The 25,977-nt window shown below is 68.1% G+C and carries 22 protein-coding genes; 13 read left to right on the top strand and 9 right to left on the bottom strand.

Translation table 11 applies throughout. The features are described 5' to 3' along the window. Positions 1-89: 89 nt before the first annotated feature. Both AC0VYB_RS16355 and AC0VYB_RS16350 read left to right on the top strand, forming a co-directional pair. On the top strand, positions 90-431 hold the full coding sequence (locus tag AC0VYB_RS16355) for an ArsR/SmtB family transcription factor (RefSeq protein ID WP_009378806.1): 342 nt from the start codon (positions 90-92) through the stop codon (positions 429-431). Positions 432-502: 71 nt separating this feature from the next. Beyond that, positions 503-991, top strand: a complete 489-nt coding sequence (locus AC0VYB_RS16350; RefSeq protein WP_119296669.1) for an SRPBCC family protein — start codon at positions 503-505, stop codon at positions 989-991. 78 nt (positions 992-1,069) lie between these two features. Here the strand turns inward: AC0VYB_RS16350 and AC0VYB_RS16345 are convergent, their stop codons facing one another. Further along, positions 1,070-2,389: an MFS transporter gene (locus tag AC0VYB_RS16345; protein ID WP_259863017.1), complete on the bottom strand. Its 1,320-nt coding sequence runs from the start codon at positions 2,387-2,389 to the stop codon at positions 1,070-1,072. A 121-nt stretch (positions 2,390-2,510) separates the two neighbouring features. On the opposite strand from AC0VYB_RS16345, the gene AC0VYB_RS16340 reads away from it, so the two are divergent. Further along, positions 2,511-4,556 carry a BCCT family transporter gene (locus AC0VYB_RS16340; RefSeq protein ID WP_475384851.1) on the top strand — a complete coding sequence of 682 codons (2,046 nt, stop codon included), beginning with the start codon at positions 2,511-2,513 and terminating at the stop codon, positions 4,554-4,556. A gap of 373 nt (positions 4,557-4,929) precedes the next feature. Next, entirely contained in the window at positions 4,930-5,952 is a 1,023-nt protein-coding gene (gene fbaA / locus AC0VYB_RS16335; protein WP_475384850.1) for a class II fructose-bisphosphate aldolase, read from the top strand. Between the two features lie 189 nt (positions 5,953-6,141). Here the strand turns inward: fbaA and AC0VYB_RS16330 are convergent, their stop codons facing one another. Next, entirely contained in the window at positions 6,142-7,680 is a 1,539-nt protein-coding gene (locus AC0VYB_RS16330; protein WP_475384849.1) for an alanine/glycine:cation symporter family protein, read from the bottom strand. Between the two features lie 309 nt (positions 7,681-7,989). Between AC0VYB_RS16330 and AC0VYB_RS16325 the strand changes: the two genes are divergently transcribed. The 4 genes from AC0VYB_RS16325 (at position 7,990) to AC0VYB_RS16310 (ending at position 13,786) form a co-directional block, all read left to right on the top strand. Beyond that, complete coding sequence (locus AC0VYB_RS16325; RefSeq protein ID WP_063249646.1) at positions 7,990-9,624, top strand: ABC transporter substrate-binding protein; 1,635 nt, start codon at positions 7,990-7,992, stop codon at positions 9,622-9,624. Between the two features lie 147 nt (positions 9,625-9,771). Further along, on the top strand, positions 9,772-10,857 hold the full coding sequence (locus AC0VYB_RS16320) for an ABC transporter permease (protein ID WP_009378817.1): 1,086 nt from the start codon (positions 9,772-9,774) through the stop codon (positions 10,855-10,857). After that, complete coding sequence (locus AC0VYB_RS16315; protein ID WP_223289893.1) at positions 10,857-11,903, top strand: ABC transporter permease; 1,047 nt, start codon at positions 10,857-10,859, stop codon at positions 11,901-11,903. The genes AC0VYB_RS16320 and AC0VYB_RS16315 overlap by 1 nt, the downstream gene beginning before the upstream one ends. Further along, complete coding sequence (locus tag AC0VYB_RS16310) at positions 11,900-13,786, top strand: dipeptide ABC transporter ATP-binding protein (protein ID WP_227007140.1); 1,887 nt, start codon at positions 11,900-11,902, stop codon at positions 13,784-13,786. Before AC0VYB_RS16315 ends, AC0VYB_RS16310 begins: the two co-directional genes overlap by 4 nt. Positions 13,787-13,891: 105 nt before the next feature. Here the strand turns inward: AC0VYB_RS16310 and AC0VYB_RS16305 are convergent, their stop codons facing one another. Beyond that, positions 13,892-14,551 (bottom strand): TetR/AcrR family transcriptional regulator, encoded by a 660-nt coding sequence (locus AC0VYB_RS16305; RefSeq protein ID WP_009378823.1) that lies wholly within the window; start codon positions 14,549-14,551, stop codon positions 13,892-13,894. Positions 14,552-14,921: 370 nt separating this feature from the next. On the opposite strand from AC0VYB_RS16305, the gene AC0VYB_RS16300 reads away from it, so the two are divergent. Further along, positions 14,922-15,497 carry an NADPH-dependent FMN reductase gene (locus tag AC0VYB_RS16300; protein WP_475384848.1) on the top strand — a complete coding sequence of 192 codons (576 nt, stop codon included), beginning with the start codon at positions 14,922-14,924 and terminating at the stop codon, positions 15,495-15,497. 259 nt (positions 15,498-15,756) lie between these two features. Then, positions 15,757-16,518 carry a 3-hydroxyacyl-CoA dehydrogenase gene (locus tag AC0VYB_RS16295; protein WP_119296667.1) on the top strand — a complete coding sequence of 254 codons (762 nt, stop codon included), beginning with the start codon at positions 15,757-15,759 and terminating at the stop codon, positions 16,516-16,518. A 78-nt stretch (positions 16,519-16,596) separates the two neighbouring features. Here the strand turns inward: AC0VYB_RS16295 and AC0VYB_RS16290 are convergent, their stop codons facing one another. Together AC0VYB_RS16290 and AC0VYB_RS16285 are read right to left on the bottom strand one after the other, a co-directional pair. After that, positions 16,597-17,262, bottom strand: coding sequence for a response regulator (locus tag AC0VYB_RS16290; protein WP_063249650.1), 666 nt, complete (start codon positions 17,260-17,262; stop codon positions 16,597-16,599). Further along, positions 17,259-18,716, bottom strand: a complete 1,458-nt coding sequence (locus tag AC0VYB_RS16285) for a sensor histidine kinase (RefSeq protein WP_063249651.1) — start codon at positions 18,714-18,716, stop codon at positions 17,259-17,261. The genes AC0VYB_RS16290 and AC0VYB_RS16285 overlap by 4 nt, the downstream gene beginning before the upstream one ends. A gap of 109 nt (positions 18,717-18,825) precedes the next feature. On the opposite strand from AC0VYB_RS16285, the gene AC0VYB_RS16280 reads away from it, so the two are divergent. Next, positions 18,826-19,863 (top strand): lysostaphin resistance A-like protein, encoded by a 1,038-nt coding sequence (locus AC0VYB_RS16280; protein WP_475384847.1) that lies wholly within the window; start codon positions 18,826-18,828, stop codon positions 19,861-19,863. On the opposite strand, the gene AC0VYB_RS16275 is transcribed toward AC0VYB_RS16280, so the two are convergent. Then, positions 19,771-21,147 carry a serine hydroxymethyltransferase gene (locus AC0VYB_RS16275; protein WP_201671917.1) on the bottom strand — a complete coding sequence of 459 codons (1,377 nt, stop codon included), beginning with the start codon at positions 21,145-21,147 and terminating at the stop codon, positions 19,771-19,773. The genes AC0VYB_RS16280 and AC0VYB_RS16275 overlap by 93 nt on opposite strands. Before the next feature lie 351 nt (positions 21,148-21,498). On the opposite strand from AC0VYB_RS16275, the gene AC0VYB_RS16270 reads away from it, so the two are divergent. Next, positions 21,499-22,062, top strand: a complete 564-nt coding sequence (locus AC0VYB_RS16270; protein ID WP_063249654.1) for an IS1096 element passenger TnpR family protein — start codon at positions 21,499-21,501, stop codon at positions 22,060-22,062. 127 nt (positions 22,063-22,189) lie between these two features. Here the strand turns inward: AC0VYB_RS16270 and AC0VYB_RS16265 are convergent, their stop codons facing one another. The 3 genes from AC0VYB_RS16265 to AC0VYB_RS16255 form a co-directional block, all read right to left on the bottom strand. Further along, positions 22,190-23,221, bottom strand: coding sequence for a nitronate monooxygenase (locus AC0VYB_RS16265; protein ID WP_119297078.1), 1,032 nt, complete (start codon positions 23,219-23,221; stop codon positions 22,190-22,192). A gap of 126 nt (positions 23,222-23,347) precedes the next feature. Further along, on the bottom strand, positions 23,348-23,866 hold the full coding sequence (locus AC0VYB_RS16260; protein WP_131248287.1) for an SRPBCC domain-containing protein: 519 nt from the start codon (positions 23,864-23,866) through the stop codon (positions 23,348-23,350). Next, complete coding sequence (locus AC0VYB_RS16255; RefSeq protein WP_119297077.1) at positions 23,863-24,288, bottom strand: ArsR/SmtB family transcription factor; 426 nt, start codon at positions 24,286-24,288, stop codon at positions 23,863-23,865. Before AC0VYB_RS16255 ends, AC0VYB_RS16260 begins: the two co-directional genes overlap by 4 nt. A gap of 280 nt (positions 24,289-24,568) precedes the next feature. On the opposite strand from AC0VYB_RS16255, the gene AC0VYB_RS16250 reads away from it, so the two are divergent. Then, positions 24,569-25,846 carry a trans-sulfuration enzyme family protein gene (locus AC0VYB_RS16250; RefSeq protein ID WP_101623442.1) on the top strand — a complete coding sequence of 426 codons (1,278 nt, stop codon included), beginning with the start codon at positions 24,569-24,571 and terminating at the stop codon, positions 25,844-25,846. Positions 25,847-25,977: the final 131 nt, after the last annotated feature.

The raw sequence follows: 25,977 nt of genomic DNA, 5'->3' as shown, positions 1-25,977 counted from the left end.
CAGGGTCGCGGTGAATTCTTCACAGGCGAATTTCTCGCGCACCTCGTCGGAGGTCTTGACGTACAACCAATCGGTTGTAGGATGAGGCCATGACAGCCTCCGCCGACGCCCTCATCGACGATCGCACCGATGCGGTCTTCCAGGCGCTGGCGGACCGGACCAGGCGCGACATCGTGCGCCGGGTCGCGGTCGAGGGGCTGTCGGTGTCCGAGCTCGCGTCGTCCTACGACATGAGCTTCGCCGCGGTCCAGAAGCACGTCGCCGTGCTCGAACGCGCGGGACTGGTGACCAAGGAACGCGTGGGCAGGTCGCAGGTGACCCATGCCGACGTCGGTGCGATCCGGACCGTGCGCGACCTCCTCGGCGAACTCGAGGTCCAATGGCGGGGCCGCGTCGAGCGCATCGACGCCCTCCTCGCCGAGGATGCGTGAGCCCCGGACAGGCCGACCCGACCGGGTCGGTGTCGAGGCGACCGAGACGGTCGCAGGAGTGAGGAGACGCCATGCCCGTGACAGAGACCAGCCACGACGAGGACACGAAGACCCTGACGATGGTCGCCCGCTTCGCCGCCCCGCCCGAGAGGGTCTGGGACGTCTACGCCGACCCCCGTCAGCTCGAGCGGGTGTGGGGACCGCCGACCTATCCCGCCACCGTCGTCGACCACGCGCTTGAACCCGGTGGCCGGGTCACCTACTTCATGACGAGTCCCGAGGGGGAGAGGTACTACGGGCTGTGGGAGGTCACGGCCGTCGACGCGCCCCACAGCTTCGAGTTCACGGACTGGTTCGCCGACGAGTCCTTCACGATCGACGAGAACCTGCCCGGCAGCACGAACACCTACACGTTCACCCCGGACGGCGACGGTACGAAGGCCGTCTGCACTTCGGTCTTCGACAGCGTCGACGGCCTGCGCACGGTCCTCGAGATGGGTGTGGTCGAAGGCGCCACGGAGGCGATCGGCCAGATCGACGACCTCCTCGCCCGCGGCTGATCAGCCGGTCCCCGGCCGTTCAGCCGATTCCGACGCCCGGTCAGCGGACCACGGGCACGGAGACCCGCCTCGACGGGGTCAGTCCTCCCTCATCGCCGCCATCGACATCTGCGGTGCCTCCGGTCTCACGGGGATGATGAGGAGGAGGCCTGCGATGAGGACGACGATGATGCCGAGCGTGCCGGCGCGCTGGAAGCCGAAGATCGAGATCGAGAGGGCGAACATGGCCGGGCCGAGGAAGCTCACGGCCCGGCCGGTCGTCGCGTACAGGCCGAAGTTCTCTCCGGCGCGTTCGGGCGGGGTGATGCGGGCGAGGAACGACCGCGACGAGGACTGCACCGGTCCGACGCAGAAGCTGAGGACGAGGGCGCAGACCCAGAACACGGCCGCCTCGGCGGAGAAGAGGATGGGGACGCCGCCGAGGATGATGACGATGAGGCCTGCGATGATGACGGGTTTGGGGCCGAACCGGTCGTCGAAGAACCCGGCGATCATCGCGCCGGCCCCGGCGGCGACGTTCGCGGCGACTCCGAGGATGATGATCTCGGAGGCGGAGAAGCCGTAGCTGCCGGCCGCGAGCACCCCGGCGAAGGCGAAGATCGCGGCGAGCCCGTCGCGGAAGACCGCGGAGGCGATGAAGAACCGCAGCGTCTGATGCTCGGTCCGCCACATCCGCACGAGACGGCGGACGAGGGAGGCGTAGTCGGAGAGGAAGGCGCGGATCGGATGCCCCGCCGAGGTGCCCGTGGCCTTCGCGCCGGGTGCGGTGATGAGGACGGGGATCGCGAAGATCGCGAACCAGGCCGCCGAGAGTGCGGCGACGATGCGGAAGCGCAGCCCGCCCTCGTCGGTGGCGCCGAAGAGGCCGACCTCGGGTTGGATGACGAGGACGAGGAGGAGGACGAGGAGGACGAGCCCGCCCGCATACCCCATGCCCCAGCCGAATCCGGAGACCTTCCCGACGTTGTCCGGGGTGCTGATGCGGACCATGATGCCGTTGTAGGCCACCTCGGCGAACTCGAAGAAGACGCTGCCCACGGCGATGAGGAGGAGGCCCAGCCAGAGGTAGGCGGGGGAGTCGCGGACGAAGAAGAGGCCGAACATCGTCGCGACGACGATCGCGGTGTGGACGCCGAGCCACAGCTTGTGTCGGCCGCCGGCGTCGGCACGGGTGCCGACGGCGGGGGCGACGAGGGCGATGACGAGGCCCGCCGCGGCCAGCGACCAGCCGAGCGCGGACGATCCGGCCTCCTCCGTCGCGGCCACTCCCTTCGTCAGATACGGGGTGAAGACGAATGTGATGATCACGGCATTGAACGACGCCGAACCCCAGTCCCACAGGGCCCAGCTGAAGACGCCTCGGCGTGAGCTGGACGGGGATCTCGGGTATGCGCGCATGACGTCACTGTACTGAACCGAACGGTCGGTTCATGGTCGCCACATGGGAATTCGGTTGATGTTTGCCCAGGATTACGGCAAGGTGGAAAGTCGTTTGGACGCACCCGATACGAAGGACCACATGACTGATTCCCAGGCGGACACGACAGATTCGGCGGGCACTCCGCCGGGTGACGAGGAGCAGAACCACTATCTCTTCGGGGCACCCGATCCCGTCAGACTCCACCTGCCCGACAAGCTCCACATCGGCGAGGACGACTCGGACGAGGCGATCACGGAGAAGCTGCGCCGGCAGGGCGTGAAGATCGGCCGCGGCATGATCGCGCCGCGCGTCTTCTGGCCGGCGCTCATCGTCATCGTCGCCGTCGCCGTGCTCTCGATCGTCTTCCCGACCGGTGCCGGTGAGACCATCCTCGGCATCCAGTCGTGGATCGTCGCCGACCTCGGCTGGTACTACATGCTCGTCGTCGGAGCTTTCGTCGCCTTCGCGATCGTCGTCGGCGTGTCCAAGTACGGCAGGATCAAGCTCGGCAAGGACGACGACGAACCCGAGTTCGGCATCCTCTCGTGGTTCGCGATGCTCTTCGCCGCGGGCATGGGCATCGGCCTCGTCTTCTACGGCGTCGCCGAACCGCTCACCTTCGCCACCACCGGCGGCAAGCCCGGCTGGCCCGGCGGCGAAGTCGAGAACGCGCAGCTGGGCATGGCCCAGACCTTCGTCCACTGGGGACTGCACCCGTGGGCGCTCTACGCGGTGCTCGGCATGGCACTCGCCTACGCGATCCACCGCCGTGGTCGCCCGCTGTCCATCCGCTGGGCGCTCGAACCGCTGCTCGGCCGCTACGTCAAGGGCTGGGCCGGCGACCTCATCGACATCATCGCGATCTTCGGCACGGTCTTCGGCATCGCCACCTCGCTCGGCCTCGGCGTGCAGCAGATCTCCGCGGGACTCGCCCACATCGGCCTCGTCGGGGAGTACGACAACCTCTTCCTCGTCATCCTCATCGTCATCATCACCCTGCTCGCCACGTTCTCCGTGGTCTCGGGTGTGGGTGCCGGCATCAAGTGGCTCTCGAACATCAACCTCTCGCTGGCGGGCCTCCTGCTCGTCACCGTGCTCGTGCTCGGTCCCACGCTCTTCCTCTTCCAGAACTTCGTCGAGTCCCTCGGCGTCTACCTCGCCAATGTGCTCGGCATGACCTTCGACATCGGCGCCTACACCGGTGAGGAGGGTGCCGCGTGGAACGCCTCGTGGACCCTGTTCTACTGGGGCTGGTGGATCTCGTGGGCACCGTTCGTCGGCGTCTTCATCGCCCGCATCTCGCGCGGCCGCACGGTCCGTGAGTTCATCGCCGGTGTCCTCCTCGTGCCTTCGCTCGTCGGATTCTTCTGGTTCTCCGTCATGGGCGGAGCCGGCATCTACCGGCAGCTCTTCGGCGCGGGCGACCTCGTCGATCCCGAGGAGGGCGTCGTCGCCGAGCGTGTGCTCTTCGACGTCCTCGGCGGACTGCCGCTGGGCTCGGTGCTCTCGGTCATCGCGATCATCCTCGTGGCGATCTTCTTCATCACGTCCTCGGACTCGGGTTCGCTCGTCGTCGACATGCTCGCCTCGGGCGGTCACCCGAATCCGCCGATCTGGTCGCGTGTGCTCTGGGCTCTGCTCGAAGGTGCGCTGGCGATCGCCCTGCTCACCGCGGGCGGTCTCACGGCGCTGCAGGCGGGCTCGCTCATCACGGCGCTGCCGTTCAGCATCGTGCTCATCCTCGTCTGCGTCTCGACGCTCAAGGCGTTCGGCAAGGAGGCGAAGCGCACGGCTGCGATCGAGCGCGCCGCCGCCTACCGTGCGGTGGGCGAGCACCTCGCCGACGACTTCGACCAGTACCTCGGCGACATCGTCGACGAGCGCATCGACTACCAGATCACGCGCAGCCGCGGCCTCATCGAGCGCCAGCGCGACAAGGCAGCCCGTGGTGGTCGCGACGGCCGTGACAGCGGACCGGGTCGGGACCGTCACGACGGCGGGCCGGGCCGAGACGGATCGCACCGGGACGGCTCAGGGCGCCGGGACGGCAAGGAGGGCAAGGGCCTCCGCGACGCCGCCTGGAAGCTCAACCCGCGCAAGGACTCCGATTCCCGTCGGGACTCCGAGGACCGCAAGGATCGGTAGGGTCCCCGCCCGCGGGCGGTGAGCACAGCCCGCTCCCAGCGCCGGCGGCCGCGTGGATTCGTCCACGCGGCCGTCGGCGTCTCTGGTTGCTCGGGTCCCTCGGTCGCTCGGGTCCCTCGGCCGCTCGGGTCCCCAGTCCTTCGGCTCCCTCGGCCCCCGAGGAGGATCCAATCCGAAACCGGCGCCGATGTCGAACCGGTTCCTCCGCGGGAGGGCCCGGGCGGTCGGCCGACCGGAAGGCTGCGACCGCCTCGGCGGGGGTGCCCTAACTCGGCGAGGACGGGGCGGAAGCGGCCCCAAGCCGTGACCGGGGCGGGAGTGACCGAGTAGGCTGGAGGCACCTGACCGCGATCGCATCGACCAAGGAGCCCATATGCCCATTGCCAGCCCCGAAGTGTATGCCGAGATGATCGACCGGGCGAAGTCCCAGGGCTTCGCGTACCCGGCGATCAACTGCACGTCCTCGCAGACGATCAACGCCGCGATCCGCGGATTCGCCGAGGCGGGGTCGGACGGCATCGTCCAGCTCTCGACGGGTGGCGCCGAGTACATCTCCGGCCCGACGATCAAGGACCGGGTGCGCGGAGCGATCGCGTTCTCCGCCTTCGCCACCGAGGTGGCCAAGAGCTACGACGTCAACATCGCCCTCCACACCGACCACGCCCCCAAGGACGCCGTCGAGGCCTGGGTCAAGCCGCTGCTCGCGGCCTCGACCGAGCGCGTGAAGTCCGGCGGCCAGCCGTACTTCCAGTCGCACATGTGGGACGGTTCGGCCGTGCCGCTCGACGAGAACCTCGTCCTCGCCGAGGAGCTCCTCGAGCTCGCGGCCGCCGCGAACGCGATCCTCGAGATCGAGGTGGGCGTCGTCGGCGGCGAGGAGGACGGCGTCGAGAACGAGATCAACGAGCAGCTCTACACGACCGTCGAGGACGGACTCGCGACCGTCCGCGCGCTCGGCACCGGGGAGAAGGGCCGCTACCTCACAGCGCTGACCTTCGGCAACGTCCACGGCGTCTACAAGCCCGGCAACGTCAAGCTCCGTCCCGAGCTGCTCGGCGAGATCCAGGCCGCCGTCGGCAAGGAGGTCGGCAAGGACAAGCCCTTCGACCTCGTCTTCCACGGCGGTTCGGGATCGAGTGCCGAGGAGATCGCCGAGGCGGTCCGCCACGGCGTCGTGAAGATGAACGTCGACACCGACACCCAGTACGCGTTCACCCGCCCCGTCGCCGACCACATGTTCCGTCACTACGACGGCGTGCTCAAGGTCGACGGCGAGGTGGGCAACAAGAAGGAGTACGACCCGCGCTCCTACGGCAAGGCCGCCGAGGCGGGCATGGCCGCGCGCGTCGTCGAAGCCTGCGAGAACCTCGGCTCGGCGGGCACGAGCGTGAAGTGATCGCCCGGCACTGAGCCTCGACGGGCCCCGCACTGCAGATGAGCAGTGCGGGGCCCATCGGCGTTCGGGGGGGTGCGCGCAGGTGCGGCCGGAGCGCTGAGAGTCGCGGCCACCGGGACCCCGAACGCATGCGGAGACGACACGAGGTCCGGGACGCCGTTGTCCCGGACCTCGCTGGCTCTGTGCGGATCAGCCCTGCGGTACGCTCTCGCCGGCCTTCAGCCTCGCCCAGCGCTCCTCCCAGAACGTCGCATTCTTGATGCCGACGGCCTTGGGGTCGAACTCGGGGTCGAGGCCGAGCTTCTGCTGCCGCTCGAAGTCGCGGAGCAGCTTGAACGCCGGCTGCTGGAGGATGAGGATGCCCACGATGTTCAGCCACGCCATGGCACCGACGCCGATGTCGCCGAGCGCCCACGCATCGCTGGGGTTGTCGTTCATCACGCCGATGGCGACGGCGATGAGGATGAGCACCTGCAGCGCTCGCGTGCCGATCGTGAGGAAGACGGGGTTCTTGAACTTCCCGAGCAGGTAGACGAGGTTCGTCTCCGCCATGTAGTAGTACGCGACGATCGTCGTCAGTGCGAAGAGGAAGATCGAGACCGCGATGAAGCTCGCGCCGATGCCCGGGAGCATCGTGTCGAGGCCCGACTGCGGCCAGCCCTCGCCCGGAGTCGTCTCGAGGGCCTCGACGAGCTGCCCGCGACCGGAGCCGATGATCTCGCCCTCGGGGCTGAGCACCCGGTACATGCCGGTGGAGAGGATCATGAAGGCCGTGGCCGAGCACACGAAGAGCGTGTCGATGTAGACCGAACCGGCCTGGACGAGGCCCTGCTTGGTCGGGTGGGACACCTCGGCGGCGGCAGCGGCGTGAGGACCGGTGCCCTGACCGGCCTCGTTCGAGTAGATGCCGCGCTGGACGCCCCACTGGACGGCGAGGCCGATGATGCCGCCGAAGGCCGCATCGGGGGCCGAGTCGATGCCGAAGGCGGAGGTGAAGATGAGCTGGATGACGGGCACGATCTGGTCGGCGTTGATGAAGGTCACCGCGATCGCCGCGAGGATGTAGATGACGGCCATGAACGGCACGGCCAGCGACGCGAAGTGGGCGATGCGCTTGACGCCGCCGATGACGATGAAGGCCATGATGACGACGAGGGCGAGAGCCGTGACCCAGGTCGGCAGGTTCCACGCGTTCGTCACCGCACCGCCGATGGCGCGCGACTGGACGCCGGGCAGGAGGAAGGACATCGCGAGGACGGTGACGGCGGCGAAGACGAAGCCGTAGACCTTGAAGAACTTGCCGAAGCGTGTGAACTCGTACGCCTTCTCGAGGTAGAACGCCGGACCGCCGCGGTACTCACCGGTCTTCGGGTCCTTCTCCTTGTACGTCTGGCCCAGGGTCGACTCGACGTAGGAGGTCGAGGCGCCGAGGAGGGCGGAGATCCACATCCACACGACGGCACCGGGTCCGCCGAAGCCGATCGCCGTGGCGACGCCGGCGATGTTGCCGACGCCGACGCGTCCGGCCAGTGACATCGAGAGCGCCTGGAACGAGGAGACGCCGTCCTCGGAGCTCTTGCCGCGGAACATCTGGGTGAAGATGGTCTTGACCTTGCGGATCTGCACGGCGCGGGAGCGGATCGTGAAGTACACCCCAGCGCCGAGGCAGAGGTAGACAAGCCACGAGGACCAGATGATCCCGTTGATCCATTCGATGACTGCGGACACGTTCTTCCAATCGTTGATGCGTGGGTGGGTGCTGGCTGCGCGAGTCGGGCTCCCGACTCGAAGCGCTCACTTCGAAAGAAGGTTGTGGCTTCGCTGTGAGCCACCTCATAAGTGAAGCCCATTGTGAGCTGGGACGCAAATTGGCCGGTGAGGCCCGACAATCCGGGAAACTCTTGGTTGCGAAACGGTCTCAGTATCCCTCTCCGCGAGGCCGTTGGTTCACTATCTGGGACGGAATCCGTATGATGTGACGCGGATCTCTCCGAGCAAAGACGACACGGAGAGCACATGTGACAGAACAGGATCACAATGAAACGTCGAACCGGCATCAAGGTCGCTGCCATCGCTGCGGCCGGCGCCCTGCTTCTCTCGGCATGCTCGACCTCGACCACCGGCGGTGGAGGCGGCGGCGAGGACGGCGGCGTCCTCACGGTGGGCACGACGGACAAGGTCACCGTCCTCGACCCGGCCGGAGCGTATGACAACGGCACCTCTCTCGTCGAGCAGCAGGTCTACCCGTTCCTCCTCGCCTACAAGCCCGGCACCGCCGAGCTCAACCCGTCGATCGCGGAGTCGGCGGACTTCACGGATCCGAAGAAGTACGAGGTCAAGCTCAAGGACGGCCTCAAGTTCGCCAACGGCAACGAACTCACCTCCTCGGATGTGAAGTTCTCCTTCGACCGGCAGATCAAGATCCAGGACCCCAACGGACCGTCGTCCCTCCTCGGCGGACTCGAATCGGTCGAGACCCCCGACGACAAGACCGTCGTCTTCAACCTCAAGCGCGACAACGACCAGACCTGGCCGGGCGTCCTCGCCTCGGCGGCGGGACCGATCGTCGACGAGGACGTCTTCTCGCCCACCGAGCTCACCCCTGACCAGGAGATCGTCGACGGCAAGGCCTTCTCAGGCCCTTACGTCATCGACGGCTTCAAGTTCAACGAGCTCATCACGTACAAGGCGTACCCGGACTATCAGGGCTACCTCGAGCCGGCGAAGACCGACACCGTGCAGATGAAGTACTACTCGGACGCGAACAACATGAAGCTCGACGTCGAGAAGGGCACGATCGACGTCGCGTGGCGCTCGCTGTCTGCCACCGACATCGAGGATCTCGGCAAGAACGACGACCTCACCGTCCACAAGGGACCCGGCGGCGAGATCCGCTACATCGTCTACAACATGGACACGATGCCCTTCGGTAAGAAGACCGACGACACCGACGAGAAGAAGGCGCTGGCCGTGCGCCAGGCGATGGCCGACTCGATCGACCGTCAGGCCGTGGCCAGCCAGGTCTACAAGGACACCTACACCCCGCTCTACTCCTACGTCCCCGAAGGACTGCCGGGCGCGAACGAATCGCTCAAGTCCGCCTACGGCGACGGCAAGGGCGGCGCGGACGTCGAGAAGGCGAAGAAGACGCTCGAGGACGCCGGCGTGACAACCCCGGTCGAACTCAACCTCCAGTACAACCCCGACCACTACGGTCCCTCCTCGGGCGACGAGTACGCCCTGATCAAGGATCAGCTCGACAAGACCGGCCTGTTCAAGGTCAACCTCCAGTCGACGGAATGGGTCCAGTACTCAGAGGACCGCACGGCCGACGTCTATCCGATGTACCAGCTCGGGTGGTTCCCCGACTACTCGGATGCCGACAACTACCTCGTGCCGTTCTTCTACGACACGGATGAGACCCCGAGCTTCCTCGCCAACCACTACCGCAACGAGGAGATCAACAAGGAGCTCACCGATCAGGCGTCGATCGCCGACAAGGGCGAACGCGCCAAGGCGATCGAGGACATCCAGAACCAGCTCGCCGAGGAGCTGCCGACGCTGCCGTTGCTCCAGGGCAACCAGATCGCTGTCTCCGGCAAGGACGTGAAGGGCGTCGAGGACACCCTCGATCCCGCCTTCCAGTTCCGCTTGGCTCTGCTGAGCAAGTGAGCACTCCGACGCTCCGACCCGTGGCCGCCGGCAGGCGGCACGGGACCGAGCAGCGACGATCAGCCGGCTGACCGTCCCCGAGGTGCAGGTGTGACCCACCTGCACCTCGTGGCGCGTCCGCACCGAAAGACGAATCCCAAAGGAACCATGTCTGCAGCCATCAGCCAACCCGAGGCGGCCGAACCGACCGCAGCGGTGAAGAAGTCCTCCGGGACCGGACTGGGACGCTACGTCCTCATCCGCTTCCTCCTCATCATTCCGACGATCTTCATCCTCACCACCCTGGTGTTCTTCCTCATGCGGATCACCGGTGATCCGATCACCGCGGCCCTCGGCGGCCGCCTCACCCAGGACCAGCTGGCCGAACGCGTCGCCGCCGCCGGCTACGACCGCCCCATTCTCGTCCAGTACTTCGAGTACATGGGCAACCTGCTCCGCGGGGATTTCGGGACGACGATCTCCGACGGCCGCCCGGTCACCGAGATCCTCCTCACCTACGGTGCGGCCACCGTCGAACTCGTCTTCTACGCGCTCATCGTCGCCTTCATCATCGGCATTCCACTCGGCATGCTCGCCGCCTACAAGCGGGACAAGGCCCCCGACGCCGCGCTGCGCATCCTCGCGATCCTCGGTTACGCCACCCCCGTGTTCTTCGCCGGCATGATCCTCAAGCTCATCTTCGGCGTCTACTTCCCGATCCTGCCGGTGGCCGGTCGCGGCACGACGGAGACCGAGTACATCATGTCCGGAGTCGTCGGACCGACCGGCTTCTACATCATCGATGCGCTGCGGATCGGCAACTTCGAGGTCCTCGGCGACGTCCTCGCCCACGCTGTGCTGCCCGCGCTCGCGCTCGGCATCCTCACCGCCGGCGTCTTCCTCCGGCTCGTGCGCACGAACCTCATCGGCACCCTCGGCCAGCAGTACATCGACTCCGGACGCTCCCGCGGCATCTCCGAGTTCCGCCTGGTCACCAAGCACGCCTACCGGCCCGCGCTCATCCCGATCGTCACGGTCATGGGCATGCAGATCGCGCTCATGCTCGCCGGCGCCGTGCTCACCGAGACGACGTTCGAATGGAAGGGCATCGGCTTCAAGCTCGCCGAGTACCTCACGGCCCGCGACTTCGTCGCCGTCCAGGGCATCGTCGTCATGCTCGCCGTCATCGTGGCGTTCACGAACTTCATCGTCGACGTCATCGCCGCCTTCATCGACCCCCGAGTGAGGTACTGATGTCTGAGAACACAGAGAAGTTCGCCGAGGCGGCCCCCGGTTCCGGTGTCCCTGCCGTCGTCCTCGACGAGAAGGCGAAGAAGTCGTGGTGGACCCGTCTGCCCATCGTCTCCCACCTGCGGCAGTCCGTCGGACTGCAGCGGGGCATGCTCATCACCGGTCTCGTGCTCTGCGGGATCGTCCTCATCTGCGCGATCTTCGCGCCTCTCATCGCCCCCTACGGCTTCAACCAGCTCGGCACTGCGGAAGGGAACTTCGGGGCCACCCAGCCGCCGAGTCCTGAGCACATCTGGGGCACGACCGTCGGCGGCTACGATGTCTTCTCCCGGGTCGTCTGGGGTGCCCAGACCGCGGTCGCCGTCATTGTCGTCGCCGTCGCCGCCTCGCTCTTCGCCGGGGTCATCCTGGGGCTGATCTCCGGGTACCTCGGCGGGTGGCTCGACCGGATCCTCGTCGTCATCGCCGACGCCGTCTACGCATTCCCGACCCTGCTGCTCGCCCTCGTCATGGCGATCGCGATCTCCGGCGGGCAGTCGAGCGCGTGGGGCGGCATCGCTGCGGCGGCGCTGTCGATCACCGTCGTCTTCATCCCGCAGTACTTCCGCGTCGTCCGCGCGGAGACCCTGCGACTCAAGGCCGAACCGTTCGTCGAATCGGCGATCGTCCTCGGCGCGTCGAAGACGCGGATCATCGGCAAGCACATCTTCCGGAATGCGACGCGGACGCTGCCGCTCATCTTCACACTCAACTCGTCCGAGGCGATCCTCACCCTCGCTGGGCTCGGGTTCCTCGGATTCGGCATCGAACCCACCTCGGCGGCGGAATGGGGATACGACCTCAACAAGGCCCTGCCGGACGTCACCAGCGGTGTGTGGTGGACCTCGGTGTTCCCAGGTCTGGCGATCGTGCTCACCGTCCTCGGGATCACGCTCGTCGGGGAGTCGATGAACGACCTCAACGATCCGCGTCTGCGCGTGCGCAGGAAGGCGAAGACGAAGGCCGGTGCCGCCGGCGCCCGCGACTGGAAGGCGGAGGCCCGCGCATGAGCGGCAACGACAGGATGATGAAGACCCTCGACGGCGCTGACGGCGCGATCGAGACGCCCGGAAGCGCCCGCACCGTCGACGGCGGACAGCCCATCCTCGACGTCGATCACCTCGACGTCACCTTCTCCACCGACGCCGGCGACGTCCATGCGGTCAAGGACGTGTCCCTGGCCGTGAGCCCGGGCGAAGTGCTCGCGATCGTCGGAGAGTCCGGTTCAGGCAAGACGGTCACCGCACGGTCCATCCTCGGCCTCCTTCCGGAGACGGCGCAGCGGTCTGGGGCCGTCGTGCTCTCGGGCAGCGATGTGCTCGCCGTCAGCGCCGAGGAGCTGCGAGAGATGCGCGGGTCCGATGTCGCGATGGTCTTCCAGGAGCCGTCGACGGCGCTCAACCCCGTCTTCACGGTCGGATGGCAGATCGCCGAGGGACTGCGCGCCCACCACCGAAAGGCGAGCCGGGCCGAGCTCAAGGCGAAGGTCGTCGCAGCGATGGAGCAGGTGGGCATCCCCGACGCCGAGCACCGCTTCGACTACTATCCGCACCAGTTCTCAGGCGGACAGAAGCAGCGCATCGTCATCGCGATGGCGCTCGCCCTCGGTGCCAAGCTCATCGTCGCCGACGAGCCGACCACGGCTCTCGACGTCACGGTCCAGGCCGAGATCCTCGACCTGCTCCGCGAGCTGCGCGATGAGACGGGCACAGCGATCGTCCTCATCACCCACAACATGGGCGTCGTCGCCGACCTCGCCGACCGCGTGGCCGTGATGTACCGCGGCGACCTCATCGAGGTCTCGCCCGTGAAGACGCTCTTCAGCGACCCCAAGGAGCAGTACACCCGCGACCTGCTCGCGGCCGTGCCGAAGCTCGGCTCGACCGTCGTCGGCAGCCGCAAGGCCGCCGCGGCCGACCGGGACGCAGGAGACGGCCGGGACGCGGCGGACGACCGGGACGCCGTGGTTGACCGGGAACCGGGACCTGCGGCAGAGGAGGGGAGCTTCGGCACAACCGCCTCGGCGAGGAAGCGGGAACGGACGGCCGCCTCGGCGGGGGATTCCGTCGTCGTCGCAAACGGACTCGACATCGTCTATCCGGGTGGGCTGGGACGGCCGGACTTCCACGCGGTGAAGTCGGTGAGCTTCGAGATCCGCGCGGGCGAGGTCTACGGGCTCGTCGGCGAATCGGGGTCGGGCAAGACGACGATCGGGCGCGCGATCGCGGGTCTGACCAGGGCGAGCGGAGGCAGCCTTTCGGTGCTCGGGCATGAGATGGTCGGGTTCAGGGAGCGGTCGTTCCGGTCGATCCGCAAGCGCATCGGGTTCGTCTTCCAGGACCCGGCGGCCTCGTTCAACCCGCATCTGACGATCGGGGAGTGCATCGCGGAGCCGTTCGCGATCCACCGGCCGGAGTTGAGCGTGCGCGATCGCGGGGCCAGGGTGCTCGAACTCCTCGATTCGGTGCAGCTGCCGGCGGACTATGCCGGGCGCTACCCGCACGAGCTCTCGGGCGGTCAGCGGCAGCGGGCCTCGCTCGCGCGCGGTCTCGCGCTCGATCCCGAGCTGCTCATCGCCGACGAGCCGACCTCGGCCCTCGACGTGTCCGTGCAGGCGAAGGTGCTCGAGCTCTTCGTCGAGCTGCAGAACCGCTTCGACTTCGCGGCACTGTTCATCAGCCACGACCTCGCGGTCGTCGACATGCTCTCGGATCGCATCGGCGTGCTCTACCATGGCCGGCTGCTCGAGGAGGGCACGGGCGAGCAGGTGCTCGGGTCACCGAGCAACGACTACACGAAGCGGCTCATCGCCTCCCTGCCGGTGCCCGACCCGGTCGAGCAGGCGCAGCGGCGCGAAGCCGCCCGGCAGCTGCGGGCCGCGGCGGGGGCGTAGGCGTCCGGCAGTCCTTCGCGCGTTCGGCCACCCTGCGCGGGGTGGCCGAACGTCCGGAGGGGTGCCGCGGTGGAAACGCGCGAACCGGAGGGTTGCTGCCTGCCGCTACTTGCTCTCGGCGATGAAGTCGAGCATGCCCGCCTCGTTGACGGGCAGGGCGAGGAGGCGGTCGAGTTCGGCCTCATCGGCGTCGATGCCGACGATGCGCATCGCGTAGAGCGTGAATTCGCGTTCGATCTGGTCGGACTCGAGGCCGCCGCCGGGGCGGAACCAGATCGAGAGCGAATTGCAGATCGAGAGGATCGCCCGGGTCGCGAGCTGGGCGTGGCTGACGCGGAACTGGCCTGAGGCGATGCCCGCCTCGATGATGTCACCGAGCACCGCCCGCGCCTCGCGCTGCAGGGTCTTGATCCGGGCGGCGTTCTCGCCGTCGAGGCGCTCGGTGTCGCGCAGAAGCACGGTGGAGACGGAGACGTTGGCCATCCGGTAGCGGGAGAGGTAGCGGACCGAGACGGCGAGCTGGTCGACAGGGTCGTCGCCCACCTCGGCGACGACAGCACGTGAGTGGTCGATGTACCACGTGTAGGCGGTGTGGACGAGCTCGTACAGGGCTTCCTGCTTGGACGGGAAGTAGTAGTAGAGGGCGGAGAGACTCAGCCCCGCCGCCTGCGCGATGTCGCGGATCGATGCTCCGTCGAAGCCCTTCGTGGCGAACGTGTCGCGAGCCGAGCGGAGGATGTTGTTGCGGCCGTTCGTTGCTCTCACGGGACCTCGCTCCTCAATCATCGACGATCGAACAATCTTTCATGTGCCCCTCGACAATACCGCAGATCGACCCGCCTGCCGCGGTAGTCCCCGGGCAATCCGCGGCATCGGGCGCAACCCGCTCGCGGCCGCACCCTGCCCCCAACTCCACCCCGCACCCAACCGCACTCCGCCTTACCCGCACCCCGTCACCAACTGCGCAGTGACGAGGCTCACACCCTGGTCGCGGAATGATGCAAATTTCAACGACGTTGGGCATGGATGTGCCGCCCGAGTGCGGCACACCGATCGATCTGGGGCCGACCATCGGCCCTCCACCCGGTCGGTTCGGCTCAGCCGCGCACCACCGACCCGACAGCGAAGGACGTCCATGCTCACAATCGCCATCATCCCCGGAACCACCCGTCCCGGAGCCCTCAACCCGCAGGTCGTCCAGTGGGTCAGCGACCAGCTCGCCGGTCGCGACGACGTGACCGCCGAGGTCGTCGACTTCGGCGCCTTCGACCTCCCGCTCCTCGATAAGGTCATCCCGGCCGGTGCGAAGCGCTACGAGAACGCCCACACCAAGGCCTGGGGTGCGAAGCTCGACGAGTTCGACGCCTTCATCTTCGTCACTCCCGAGTACAACCACTCGATCTCCGGTTCCATGAAGAACGCCCTCGACTTCGTCGCCACCGAGTTCAACCACAAGGTCGCCGGCATCGTCAACTACGGCGCCGACAAGGGTGTGCGCGCCGCCGAGCACCTGCGCCACATCCTCGCGAACTACAAGGTCGCCGTCGTCCGCGACCAGGCCTCCTTCAGCATCTTCACCGACGTCGCCGACGGCACCTTCGCCCCGACCGAGGTCTCCGCGGCGCCGTTCGCCTCGATGGTCGACGACCTCGTCGCGTGGGGCGGTGCCCTCAAGGGCGTGCGCGAGGCACGCCAGTCGCTCACCGTCTGAGATCGATCGGCACCCTCGCCGAGGCGGCCGACCACGGTCGAGCGCCGCGTTCCGTCAGCGTGACGGCGGTCGTCGACCACGACCCGCAGCCCGTCTGCCCTCCCGGCAGGCGGGCTGCGCCGTCCTCCCGGCCTGGCCGGGGCCCATGCGCCCACCCCACCGTGACCTGGGCGACACCGCTGGGATACAGTCGAGCCAGTGAACGATCGCTCAGGTGCGATTTCGCCTGGGCGCCGCCCCCCCGCAGCGAAGGACACCCATGGAACTCACCGACACCGTCGCCCTCGTCACCGGCGGAGCCTCCGGGCTCGGCCGCGCCACCACCGAACGCCTGCTCGCCGCCGGTGCCCAGGTCGTCATGGTCGACCTCAACGCCGAGGTGGGGGAGCAGGTCGCGAACGAACTCGGCGACCGTGCCCACTTCGTCGCAGCCGACGTCACCGATGAGGCGCAGGTCCAGGCGGCCGTCGACACGGCGACCGGACTCGGATCGCTGCGCGTCGTCGTCAACTGCGCGGGCGTCGCGACCCCGGGCAAGCTCGTGTCGAAGAAGGGCCCGCTGCCCCTCGAGGCGTTCTCCAAGGTCATGGCCATCAACGTCGTCGGCACCATCAACGTCTGCCGCCTCGCCGCCGCCGCAATGCAGCAGGAGGAGCCCGTCGGCGAGGAGCGCGGCGTCATCGTCAACACCGCCTCGGTCGCGGCCTTCGATGGGCAGATCGGCCAGATCGCCTACTCCGCGTCGAAGGGAGCCGTCGCAGCGGTCACCCTCCCCATGGCCCGTGAGCTCGCCGCCTCCCTCATCCGCGTGGTGACGATCGCCCCGGGCATCTTCGAGACCCCGATGATGGCAGGCCTGCCCGCCGAGGCGCAGGAATCCCTCGGCAAGTCCGTGCCCCATCCCGCCCGGCTGGGCAGGCCCGCCGAGTACGCACAGCTCGTCGAGTCGATCGTGGAGAATCCCATGCTCAACGGGGAGATGATCCGCCTCGACGGCGCGATCCGCATGGCTCCGAAGTGAGCTGAGCCGACTCACGGCACCGAGCAGCGCGAGGCCGTCCCACGCACCGTGGGGCGGCCTCGGCGCATCTGCGCCCGGTCAGCGTGATTCGTTGACGAGGAGGGCGAGCTGCACCCGGGTGCTCACCTCGAGCTTGTCGAAGATGCGGGCCAGATGCGTCTTCACCGTCGCCGTGGAGACGAAGAGCGACCTGGCCACCTGCGCATTCGTCATCCCCTGGGCGACCGCCTCGGCGATCTCACGCTCCCTGGCGGTGAGCACGGCAAGGGGATCCGGACGCCGTTCACCGTCGTCTCCCCAGGTAAGGCCTCCCGTCGAGGCGGAGGATCCCGAGCGGTCGAGCAGGGAGTCGATGACACCGGGGGAGAGCGCCCGAGTGCCGCCGGCGGCCGCGCGGACGGCGTGGATGAGTTCGTCGGGCGGAGTGTCCTTGAGGAGGTAGCCGGCCGCGCCGGCGCTCAGCGCCCGGAGCACGAAGTCGTCGGTGCCGAAGGCGGTGAGGACGAGGACCTCGGGATGTGTTGCCTGCGCGAGGAGCGTGCGCGTGGCCTCGAGACCGTCCATGACGGGCATCCGCAGGTCCATGAGGATGAGATCGGGTGAGAATTCCCTGGCCAGGGCGATGGCCTCTTCGCCGTTGGCCGCCTCGGCGACGATGTCGATGTCCGGTGCGGCGCCGAGGAGGAGGCGCAGGCCCGAGCGCATGAGCGACTCGTCGTCGGCGATGATGATCCTGATCGTCACGGGCGCTCCTCGCCGGTCGATTCTGTGGGTGCGTCCTCGGGGGTCTGGGTATGCGTAGGAGTGCCGGACGGGCCGACGGCAGGCTGCGCCGATGGTTCGACCTCGGCGGGAGTAGCAAGCCCCGTTGCTGGGAGTGTCGCGCGGAGGACGAAGTCGTCTCCTCTGCTCACGGTCAGAGTCCCACCCATCGCCTCCATCCTCTCGCGCAGACCGAGCAGACCCAGCCCGGACCCGGTCACCAGTGATGACGGTTTCGCTGCTCCGGCCTCCGCCGCGGCTGCTCGGCGCGGGTTGCTCGCCGTGAGGACAAGCGTCTCGGGGTTCTCATCTGCGGCGACGGTGATCCGCAGGCGTTCGCCGGGGGCGTGCTTGACGGCATTGGTGATCGCCTCCTGGACGAAGCGGTAGATCGTCGTGCGCTCGAGGGCACCGAGCCCCTGCAGTGCGGCGGCGGACAGCGGCGGTCGGTAGTCGAGGGTGACGGTGTCCGCGCGGGTGCGGACGAGGCGGTCGAGGTCGGGGTCGACGACGGTGCCCTGGTCATCCCCGCGCAGCATCGTGAGCACTTCGCGGAGTTCGACGCCGGACCGGCGGGCGCTGCCGGCGATGAGGCGCGCACTCTCGCGCACGGAGTCGGCGTCGAGGTCTTCGCGCACGGACAGAGCGCCGGCGTACATCGCGATGACGCTGAGGTGGTGCGAGAGCGAATCGTGCATGTCGCGGGCGATGCCCCGACGCACCTCGGCGATCGCTCGCTGCTGCCGAGCCTGTCCACGCAGCAAGGTCTGGGCGGCGGAGTCGATGAAGCCCTGCTCTCGCGCCCCGCGGATGACGCCGATGACGACGATGATGGACAGTGACGAGAGGTTGAAGAGATAGACGGGCAGCTGGAAGCCGCCGAGTGCGACAGGCGTGATGACGTAGGCGCTCGTCAGCGCCGCAATCGACACGAGAAGTGTCGAGATTGTGAGCAGCCAGCTGCGCCGTGCGCACAACGTGATCATGAGAAGCCCCGACGAGGCGATGCCGAGGACGCCGATCGTCCCGAAAGCGACCCCGATAAGGCCGAGGGTGACGGCAATCCATCCTCCGGTGCGTCGTTGCAGCGATTCAACCGAACCATCCCGGTCGAGGAACTTCTCGCCGCCGCGTCCGCTCGCCGCCAGGAAGTCCCGCAGCTTCTCGGCTGCGAGGACTTTGGGCCGCAATGTCGAGCGCGGAACGGTCCGCCCGTCGAGCCAGAGGACGACGGGCAGACACGCGACGGAGATCGCCCCGAAAACGATGTGGATGGCGATCTCGACGTTCCGGCTGGCCTCGTCGACGTCGGGATCGTTCGGGTTGGACCAGTTGGCCGCAATGAGGCCGGCGACGATGAGCGCACCGATGACGAAGCAGATCGCCGTCCAGACGACGACGCGGATGACGCGATTGCGGCGATTGGTCAGGGGCACTCTTCGACGATACCTGGGCGACCACCTCGGCGGGGTCGGCCGAAAGGATGAAAGCGTTCATCCCGGCGGACGACTGTCGGAGCCGTTGGCGGCCGGAAGACTGACGGACATGAACCCTTCCTCCGCCCTGTCTCTGTCTCCGACGTACGTCCGTCAGCTGCATGATCTCCCGGGACACCGCTGGTACAAGCCGCTGCTCCTCACCCTCCTCGCCGCCGTGTACTACCTCATCCTCGTCGTCGCGGTCTTCCTCGCGTTCGGGATCTGGTGGGGGATCGGGGGCGCGGGTGACCTCGACGCCGTGAGCGACATGAACACGGTGACGGGTCTCGTCATCGTCCTCGTCTCCGTCATCCTCATGTGGCCGGCCCTCGAGCTCGCCATGCTCAGCATCTACCAGCGCTGGTTCTTCCCGCTCGCCTCCGTGCGCGTGAGCGCGAACCGAGAAGAGGCGGCGCCGATCGCAGCGGAGCCCGGCGGCATGCGGTGGCATCTGCTCGGCCGCTTCCTGCTGCTCGCGCTGCCGGTGTGGGCGGCCGGAGTCGTCGTCCTCGGCATCGTCTCTCCCGAGTCGGTCGCCCTCGACCCCGGCACCTCGTGGGACAGTCGACTCGCGCTCATGCTGGTCCTTGTGCTCCTCCTCGCGCCCATTCAGTCGATGAGCGAGGAGCTCGTCTTCCGTGGCCTGGCGATGAACGTCATCGGCAGCTGGCTGCGCAGCCCGTGGTGGGCGGTCCTCATCCCGGTGCCGTTCTTCGTCTTCGGCCACATCTACGATGTGCCCGGCCTCATCAGCATCGGGGTCTTCTCCGTCGTCATGGGTCTCCTCACCCTGTGGACGAGCGGCCTCGAGGCGGCGATCGCCTTCCACACGGTCAACAACCTCTTCGCCTTCGCTCTCGCCATCCTCACCGGTGCCGATCTCAACGCCACCGACGCTCCGCCGGCACAGGTCGCGGTCGCGATTGCAGCCCCGATCGTCTTCGCTCTCGTCGTCATCCTCGACGGCAGGCGCCGCGGACCCGGGTGGCGAGCACCCCGCGGGCAGCGCCGCTCACGCCGTGAAGCGGACTCCGGTGAAGTCCTTCCGCCACGCGGCGACGTCGTCGGCGATCTCCCGGAGGACCACCTCGGCGGGGGTGTCTGAGATCGATCCGGGATCCGCGGGAGTCCGGGCGGTGTCGAGGGCTCGGGCGATGTATCCGGCCAGCCGCGGCATGTCGGACACCGTCATGCCGCGCCGGACGATCTCCGGGGTGCCGAGGCGAATGCCGTTCTGATCGCCGGGCACCTCGGGGACGGGCAGGCCGATGCCCGAGGTGAGGATGCCGGCCTTCTCGAGCACCCGCGCACCCCGGGTGCCGCCGCCGAACGGTGCGGCCAGCAGGGCGAACTGGTGGGAGTCGGTGAACCCGCGTTCGCACTGGAAGGGGACGGCTCCCGCCTCGGCGAGGGCGTCGGCCAGGGCGCCCGCGCACGCCCGCATCTGCGAGGCGTAGTCGGTGCCGGTCGCGATCCAGTCGGCGAGGGTGACCCCGAGAGCCGCGACGGCCGCGGCATCGAAGTTCGCGGTCATGCCGGGGAAGGCGATGGCGTCGATGCGTTCGGACAGCTCCGCGTCGTTGCTGAGCAGGAGGCCGTGGGTCGGTCCGCCGAGGCTCTTGTACGTGCTCATCGACATGAGGTGCGCGCCTTCGTCGAGGGGGTTCGCCCATTGCCCGCCGGCGATCATCCCGCACAGGTGCGCGGCGTCGAAGAGGACGCGGGCGCCGACCTCGTCGGCGATCTCCCGGATCGTCGCGACGGGGTGCTCGAAGAGGTTGAGCGAACCGCCGATCGTGATGAGCGACGGCCGCACCTCGCGGGCGAGTGCTGCCAGCGCATCGACGTCGTAGCTGTAGTGGGCGACGTCGACGGGAGCCCCGACCGTGGTGAGGCCGTAGAGTCCCGCGGCCCCGGCGGCGTGATGGGTGACATGGCCGCCGATCGTCGCCGGGGAGGCGATGATCGTATTGCCTGGTGAGGAGGTCGCCATGAAGGCAAAGAGGTTGGCCATCGCTCCGCTGGGCACCCGCACCTCGGCGAAGTCGGCGTGGAAGAGGCAGGCGGCGAGCTCGGCGGTGATGACCTCGACCTGTTCGATGTGCTCGAGTCCCATCTCGTACTTCGCGCCCGCGTACCCGAGCGAGGTCCTCGACGCCGATCCTCCCGCCAGCAGTGCCGCCGCCCTGGGGTTGAGCACGTTCGACGCGGGATTGAGGTTGAACGCCTCCTCGTCGTGGAGGCGCTCGGAGGCCGCCATGAGGTCCTCGATCGTCTTCACGACCGTGGGCATTTGAGCGGCGCCGCCCTCGCCGAGGCGGTCGCCGGCGATCTCCTCGATGCGCGCACGGCTCTCGGTGGGGAGCCATGGGCGGGTCGTCTGGTGCACGGTGGGACTCCTTCGTCTCTGTGGTCCGGGGTTGCCGGCGGGGCCGCCCGCCGCGGCGCTGCGGCCTCGAGATCGATCCTAATGATCGCGGCGCACGCTAGGACCGGCCGATCGCTGAGAGTCCCGATAACGTATCTGTGCGAGAAATCGAACGATCATGGGCGGGCGGTGAGCACGCGACCCAGCGCGGCGGCCCCGCGCCCGCGACTTGAGGACGCGCAGTGTCGATCTGTGAGCCCAGAATCGACACTGAGGGTCCTCGACTCGACGGTGAGCCGCTTCGTTGCCGTGCGCTGAAGGCTCCTCATTGAGTGGAGTGCAGGAGGAGTGCCTGAGTGACATACTCGGATCATGGCGAGGACGTGGTTGTCCGTGGCGGTCGAACTCCTCGGCGGAAGAGGTCACGAGTTGTGGCCGCCGCCGGGTCGAACGTTCGCGGTCGGCCCGGCGCATACCTTCGATGACCTCGCCGACGCCATCAACACCGCTTTCGCGAGGTGGGATCGCGGACACCTCTCGCTGTTCGACCTCGCCGACGGGAACATCGTCACCGATGTCGAGTCGGGGATCGAGCTGGCCGATTCCACTGCGGGACCGACGAGCCGGGCATTCGACAGCGCCAGGGCGAAGGTGACAAAGCTCCTCAAGCCCGGAGACGTTTGCAGGTTCACCTTCGATCTGGGCGACCGATGGGTCCATCAGTGCACCGTGCACTCGCCCAAGATCGACCCCGCGATCACCCTCGGAATCGTCCCTGCGGCGCCGTTGCCCTACTGGGGGTGGGGCACCATTCCGGACCAGTACGGCCGGAGGACCGCGGACGACGACGGTTCAGGGAAGGTCCGTGAGCGGCCGAATCACCGACATCCCATGCTCGACTTCGCATGGCCGCACCACGAGGATCGTCCCCGCTGAGCCCGGACGCTCGACTTTTGGACCCCCAGTGTCGATCGGTGAGCTCAGAATCGACACTGCGCGTCCTCGACTCGACGGCGAACTCGGTATCTACCGGGCGACTCGGCCGCGGAGGCGCGTCCGGTGCCTACCGTGCGAAGCGGGTGCCGAGCTGCTTGACGATCGTCTCCGCCGAGCCCGGCACGGCCCACCGGTAGCCGGTGCCCGCCCAGAGGTGAAGGAGGTTCGGGTCACCCGAAGCCTTCGCCTCGGCGCGCAGGCCCTTCGTGAGGTGGTGCACGGCTGGGTAGGCGTCGAGGGCGACTTCGTCGAATTCGCGGACGAAGTCGTTGACGAGCGCACGAGCCGGGCGACCCGTGAACGCCCTGGTCAGGCCGGTCTCCGAGTACTTCTCCGCATCCTGGAGCGCGGCCCGATGCGGCGCCGAAGTGCCCGCCTCGTCGGCGAGGAGCAGCAGGGTCCCGACGACGACCGCGCTCGCCCCCGCATCGAGGAGCTCCCCGACCGCCTCGGCCCCGTCGACACCGCCGCCGGCCGCAATGGGCAGGTCCACCTCGGCGAGGATCTCCCGGACGAGATCAGCAGTCGGCCGATCCTCGATCTCGCGCGTCGGATCCGCGGTGCCCGAATGCCCGCCCGCACGCGGACCCTGGACGATGAGGGCGTCGACGCCGCGAGCAGCGGCCTCGCGGGCTTCGCCCACCGTCGTCACGGTGGCGACGACCTGGGTGCCGACCGCGTGGAGGCGGTCGACCACCTCGGCGGTGGGGAGGTTGAAGGTCATCGAGACCAAGGGCACGGGATGGGCGACGAGCCAGTCGACCTTCGCGTCATAGTGGTCATCGTCGTCGACGGGCTCGGTCTCGAGGGTGACTCCGTGCTCGGCGGCGAGAGGTTCGAGGGCGGTGGCGAAGCGGTCGAAGGCGGCGCGGTCGAGCGGCACCGGGTTCGGGGCGAAGAGGTTGACCCCGAAGGTCTCGGAGGTCTCGCGCATCCGCTCGACGAGCGGGGCGAGCGCCTCGGCGGTGAGGTAGCCGCCGGCGACGAAGGGGAAGCCGCCCGCAGCGGCGACGGCCGCGCTGAGTTCGGGGGTCGTCGTCCCGCCGGCCATAGGGGCGCCGATGATCGGCAACGGCGTTGTCTCGAAGGCGATGGTCATGGTGTCGACTCCTGACGTCGGGTGATGCCATCGTCTCATCCGAGCTGCCCCGCCGCAGGAATGGCCACCGGCCGGGACGGCTTCGGTTCAGTGTGGACGCTGGGGCGGGAAGAACGCCCGCGGAACTCAGCGTTCGACGAGTCGGGCGAGCGCCTCGGTGACGGTGCCCCATCCTTCGAAGAATCCGAGCTCCTCATGCAGGGCGCGCTGCTCGGGGCTGGCATGCCGGACGATGGCACGGTAGTCGGTTCCGAACTCGCTGTCGCCGAGGATGATCTCCGTCGTCATCGTCACGGGAGCGGGCTGCGCGGGATGCCAGGAGCTGTCGACAGCATTGGTGAAGACGAGACGCGAGTCCTCCTCGATGCGGAGGAAGACCGCGTCGACGTGCGAGGTGAAGGTCTGCCCGTCCTCGCTCATCCGGGTGACGAACGCGCCGCCGGGGCGGAGGTCGAGCGCGTCGACGCGGAGGACGAGTGGGGAGGGGATCCACCACTGGACGAGCTGCGCCGGATCGGTCCACGCGGACCAGACGGCCTGGCGCGGGGCGCGGATGATGCGTTCGATCAAGAGGTCGCGGTCGGGGTCGATGCCGGTGTCGAAGTCGGTATCGGGGCCGAGGCCGAAGTCAGGGGTCGAGGTCATGGCGTCTCCTTGGGGTGTGGGTGAGTGGTCGGGGAAGAGCGGTCGGCCGTGGAGGCAGGGTGGTCGGATGAGGCCGTTCGAGTAGATGAGTCGGGCGTCGAGATCCCGGTGACGAAGGCGTCGAGTCGGTCGGTGGCGGCCTCCCAGCTGCGTCTCTGGGTCTCCAGCCATCGGTCGACGACGGCGAGTCGGTTCTCGTTGAGCACACAGGTGCGTACCCGCCCGGTCTTGCGGGTCGTGATGAGCCCGCACGATTCGAGGGTGCGGACATGTTTGAGGAACGACGGCATCGACATGCTCAGTGGTTCGGCGAGTTCGCTGATGCTCGCCGGGCCGTGGCCGAGTCTGGCGACGACGGCGCGTCGGGTGGGATCGGCGAGTGCGGTGAACACCTCGTCGAGTTCCTCCGAATGATTAACCATGTGGCTAAGTATTGCACGGCGCGCAGGGAATGGGAAGGGCTGGGTCCACGAGTGGGCGCACCGCCTCGGTGAGGCGGATTCGCTGACCTCCCGATCCTCGGCTCGCTGTCGCTCCGCGGTGTGAAGCGGAACCCGTATGACGGTTCGTGACGGGAGAAGTCGCACACATGACGCTCGGTGACCTCACGGGACGCGGTCGGCTCCTCGCGCACCGTCGTCGACACAGACTGGTGGGACTTCGGCAGCCGCGTCGAAGGTCATCAGAGAGGAAGGATCTGCCGTGAGCTCACTCGACCGCAGCTCGACAGACCGCAGCGGAGTCTCGACCCGCTCGGTGCACGCCGGCGCCGCCCCGGAATCGCACACCGGTTCCGTCGTCGCCCCGATCTTCCAGACCTCGACCTTCGAGATGGACGTCCCGGGCGTGCCCCGGGCCGGCTTCGACTACGCGCGCACGGGCACCCCGAACCGCAGCGACCTCGAAGAGGTGCTGTGCAACCTCGAAGGGGCGGCGTACGCGGCGGCCGTGAACTCGGGAACGTCGGCCGAGGTCGCCGTGTTCTCCGCTCTGCTCGGTCCCGGCGACGAGATCATCATCCCCCGCGACGTCTACGGCGGAACGTATCGGCTGCTCAAGAATGAGTACGAGCGCTGGGGCGTCGTCATCCGCACCGTCGACCTCACCGACGCCGAGGCGCTGGAAACGGCGATCACCGACCGCACCGCGATCGTCTGGGCCGAGACCCCGAGCAACCCCGGCCTCGACGTCATCGACATCGTCGAGACCGCGCGCATCGCCCACGCCCACAATGCTCTCCTCGCCGTCGATTCGACGTTCGCGACCCCGTACCTGCAGCGTCCGATCGAGCTCGGCGCCGACCTCGTCATCCATTCGACGACGAAGTTCATCAACGGCCATTCCGATGTCATCGGCGGGGCCGTGCTCGCCGGTGACGGGCAGACCTGTCCCCGCGCCGCCGAGGTGATCGACCGTCTCACCAGCCACTTCGCATCCGTGGGGCTGGGGATCTCCCCCTTCGACGCGTGGCTGACCAGGCGCGGAATCAAGACCCTGCCCGTGCGCATGGCCGCGCACTGCGCGAACGCGCAGGCCGTGGCCGAATGGCTCGAGAACCGACCGGAGATCGCCGAGGTGTTCTACCCAGGACTGCCCTCACACCCGGGCCACGAGATCGCGAAGAAACAGATGAGCGGGTTCGGGGGAGTGGTCTCCTTCTCCACCGACACCGAGGAGCGGGCGCTCAAGCTCGTGCAGAGCACCGAGCTCATCACCCTTGCCGAGTCGCTCGGCGGGGTCGAGTCCCTCATCGACCACCCGGCGACGATGACGCATCTCGCCGTCGCCGACTGCGAGCTCAGCGTCTCCGGCCGCTTCATCCGCCTGTCGGTGGGCATCGAGGACATCGAGGACATCCTCGCCGACCTCGACGCGGCGCTGGCCAAGACGAACGCGTTCGCGGCGTCTGGCGAAGACGCCGCCAGCCGGTCGAAAGCGCAGGCGAAGACAGCTCCGGCCCCCGCACTCCAGATCGTCTAGCCGCCCGCCGGAGAGTCTGCGCCGCAATGCCGTCCGCGCCCGGCTCACCATCGCGAGCGCCGGTGCCCTGACGCCGGCCCCACGCACCCCACACCACGAGCGTCACGTCCTACGTCTGCACACGTAGGACA

This window comes from Brevibacterium sp. Z349TD_9, assembly GCF_056173565.1.
The sequence above is the reverse complement of the archived record's forward strand: the minus strand, read 5'-3'. Positions and strand labels throughout refer to the sequence as shown.